Annotated in this window: 3 protein-coding genes; 1 reads left to right on the top strand and 2 read right to left on the bottom strand. The window is 51.3% G+C overall.

The window, feature by feature from the left end; all coding sequences use genetic code 11:
• Nucleotides 1–638: 638 nt before the first annotated feature.
• Nucleotides 639–1,178 carry a recombinase family protein gene (locus BM229_RS17960; protein ID WP_093929011.1) on the bottom strand — a complete coding sequence of 180 codons (540 nt, stop codon included), beginning with the start codon at nucleotides 1,176–1,178 and terminating at the stop codon, nucleotides 639–641.
• A gap of 244 nt (nucleotides 1,179–1,422) precedes the next feature.
• Here BM229_RS17960 and BM229_RS17955 point away from each other — a divergent pair, with 244 nt between their 5' ends.
• Nucleotides 1,423–1,989, top strand: a complete 567-nt coding sequence (locus BM229_RS17955) for a T4SS efffector SepA family protein (protein ID WP_093929010.1) — start codon at nucleotides 1,423–1,425, stop codon at nucleotides 1,987–1,989.
• A 388-nt stretch (nucleotides 1,990–2,377) separates the two neighbouring features.
• On the opposite strand, the gene BM229_RS17950 is transcribed toward BM229_RS17955, so the two are convergent.
• On the bottom strand, nucleotides 2,378–3,253 hold the full coding sequence (locus BM229_RS17950; RefSeq protein ID WP_093929009.1) for a hypothetical protein: 876 nt from the start codon (nucleotides 3,251–3,253) through the stop codon (nucleotides 2,378–2,380).
• Between the last annotated feature and the right edge of the window lie 79 nt (nucleotides 3,254–3,332).

Below are 3,332 nucleotides of genomic sequence, written 5' to 3'. Positions count from 1 at the left end.
CAAGGATATCACACACAAATAAGTCAGGTTCTGTGTGTCTTTCGGGTAAAAGAGCTGTTCTTTTTTTAGGTCTTGCCATTGCTCGATACTCTACCCACCGGCTTCCGACGACCTACCACCAGATCGCTAAGTTCCTCGAAACTCAACACACCGTTCTTCAATAGTCTACCCACTTTCTTCGATAGTCTACCCACTCTTTTGAGTTACCTACCCACCATTGATCGATACTCTACCCACCGCCGATCAAATAAAGTGAGTATTCATCCTGTAGAAACATACGCTTACAAACTCGCCGATTCTCGTAACACCTTTATTAACACATATATAACACACTACCGGCCGAGTCTTTGAAGGTGAGTGCTGCTCAACGCGTCGGAATCGCGACCAGCCTAAAACGCCTACTTCAGTCGGCTCTAACGACGATGAACAAGAACCTGACACCGATCGGGACATTCATGGCCGGAACACGATCCAAAGCAAGGTCGGAGTCCGCCTGACCGACCACGCGGCGATAACGCAATATTTCGATGGCTGGCAGGGCAGGGAGTGCTGTTCATGAATGCCGCGTCTGTCATGTAGAGACGCTTACGACCCCGCGGTCAGCAACGTTAGAAAAGCCCCAAAAAAGCGTAACTGTCTCATGCGCGTCTGATAGTGTTTGGAGAAACTTGGAACAGTCGTGCCAATTCGCCAATACCCCGGCCCTCTTGATCTCGCATGCGCTGGACCTCAGCCCGACGCTCTTTGGAGAGAGCAGGTGGTCGCCCACCAACGCGGCCGCGCCTACGGGCTGCCGCCAGACCTTCCTTTGTCCTTTCTGCGATCCGTTCGCGTTCAAATTGCGCAATGGAGGCAAAGACATGAAAAACCAGTCGTCCAGCTGGGGTCGTAGTGTCGATGTCCTCGGCCAGCGATCGAAAACCGCAACCTTTCGCGCGGATGACCTCCACAATGGTAAGCAAATCCTGCAATGACCGGCTAAGGCGGTCATACTTGGTGACAACAACGACATCTCCATCGCGGAGTTGATCAATCATGTGCTCCAGTTCTGGCCGAGCTCGTTTTGTGCCTGAAATTTTTTCAGCGAAAATTCGCCCCGCCCCGACGCCTTCCAGCGCAGAAATCTGTGTGTCCAGATGTTGGTCTTCGGTGGACACGCGGGCGTAACCGATAATCATTGCCAAACCTCTCCCAAAAACCTTCAATAACTACTTTAGTTTTGAAGGGGGTTTTTGGTGGCGTCAATGGGGCTGGGCGCACGCTGTTCAACAAATGAGCGTTTTTGGAAGGTCCCTATGCGAACGAGGTCGCCCCAAGTGGAGAGAGCTTACTGCCCATTATATGGAATATGTAACTTTTTGATTGGCTAAATTTGAATCTATATGTAACATATACTCTGTAGCCCCATTATCGGAGAAGATCATGATGCCTGTGGTTAGAATAAACGATGTTACTTTTGCTCACATCAGCACGCTTAAGACTTGGTTCAAAACTAAGTCGCCGAGCGAAACCATCGACCACATTGTTCGGGAAGCTATGGAGCAACTCGGGATCGAACATGACGACGAAACAGAAGGCGTTGCTATAGTTTCCACTAACGGCACTCGGATGTTCGATGTGGCGCCGAGCCTCACTTTTACCAAGCCGATGAAGGCGATAATTGACGGAAAGACAATCAAGAATCCCACTTGGGCCTCAATCTTGCATTTTATGATAGCGCGCGTGAAGGCTAAGGGCTTTGAGGGTGAGAAGCTCGTAAGAGAATTGGGCATTCCATCCAAGGCTACCAGCTACGATGGCGAGGGCTACAAATATGTCCCCGGACTGGGAATCTCAGTGCAGGGCCAATCGGCAGCGGATGCATGGAAGGAAGTTGATCGCCTTGCTAAAAAGTGGCGCATTCCAGCAAAGGTCGAGTTTGTCTGGCGACAGAATTCCAAGGCTCAGCACCCCGGCGAAGCGGGTGCTCTATTGTCGGGCGGCTCCTAAATGCGATGGCTACTGTGGTTGTCATGTCTGCAGCAGCCCTCGGTCCGAAAGCTATCGCTTTGAGCACGATCAGACGAGGCACCTAAGCAAGGAACAGCAGTCCAATGATATATTGGTCAAATGCTCCAATAATCAAAGAACGCCGGGCTAAAAATCGTGCATCAGCCATTAAATTGCTATATAGGATAGGTGGAAGCTACCGAAGGCCAACAGGGCACCAAATGTCGGCGCGTGTAGCGCAGCCTCACACCTGCATATTGAATGAATTAAAAACCGCCATCTATAGAATGACCGCTGTAGGATTCAGTTTGGCTGGTGGAGGTTAAGGGCCTTCTCCCCCCGCGTCATAATCATGTAGCTGGCCCCTACTGATCCTCTTGTTACGTAGCTATTGCTCATCAAGCAAACCAAACTGCGCCTCTATCACAAACTGCTCGAGGTCGACATCTGTCTCTTCGCAGAAGCTATGTATATCGGCCCATCCGATATATTGACTTGGATCAGTGAGATCGACAGTCCAGAGATTGTTGATGTCTTCCCCAAACGACCCCATTCCATGATCTTCGAGACCGGAGACCAGCCTCCTTAGCTTATGGGCACCAAAGCCCAACGACCCCTGAAGGTCAGCGCATGGCACGCCAACGCTGACGTTTTGCCAGATGCCCCGAGTCGCGCATCGCTTGATCACAGCGAGTATAAACTGGCGGTATTCGGGAGGAACGTTCGACAGCCGGTCGGCGTAGTCACCGATCTCATCTGCGGCCGTTTTAGTTTCTTCTTCAGACAACCACTCAGCAGCGTCTGGACATGAAAGGAGGGCCGCTAACGTCTGCGGGCGGGTCGCTGACAAGTTTGCAGTTAGGTCCGGAAACTGGGCTTCGAATCTCTTGAGGATTGATGCTTCTGCTGCCCGAAACCGCTTTTCGTGAGCCGCCTTAATTTTCCGAAGATCCTTAGGTTTAAGGGTGGAATTCTTGCCATCAATTTTTCGGTGGTGACTCGCGCAAAGCAGCATCAGGTTGAAAGGTGAACGTCTTTGCTCGTTGGTCATCTCCGGATTGAACCGTTCACCGCCGGGCATGGCCGCCTCAATATGTGCGATGTCGCCAATCATTGTTCCGTCGCTGTCGATAAGAACTGCGTTACAACCTTCCCAAGCGCACTCGTTGCCCGATAGTAGGAACAGCTCGCGTAGGGTCTTGGCCGTTGGTGGTAGGCGCTTCGGCTCCGCCGCTCCAGTTTTCAATTTCTTCTTAGAGACCATTCCTATGTCCAATCGATGTGCTCCCACAAATCCAACATATTAGATTTTCTGCGGGTATAGACGATAATGTCCGCCCCCC

This window comes from Sulfitobacter dubius, from assembly GCF_900113435.1.
Taxonomy (GTDB): Bacteria; Pseudomonadota; Alphaproteobacteria; order Rhodobacterales; family Rhodobacteraceae; genus Sulfitobacter; species Sulfitobacter dubius.
The sequence above is the reverse complement of the archived record's forward strand: the minus strand, read 5'-3'. Positions and strand labels throughout refer to the sequence as shown.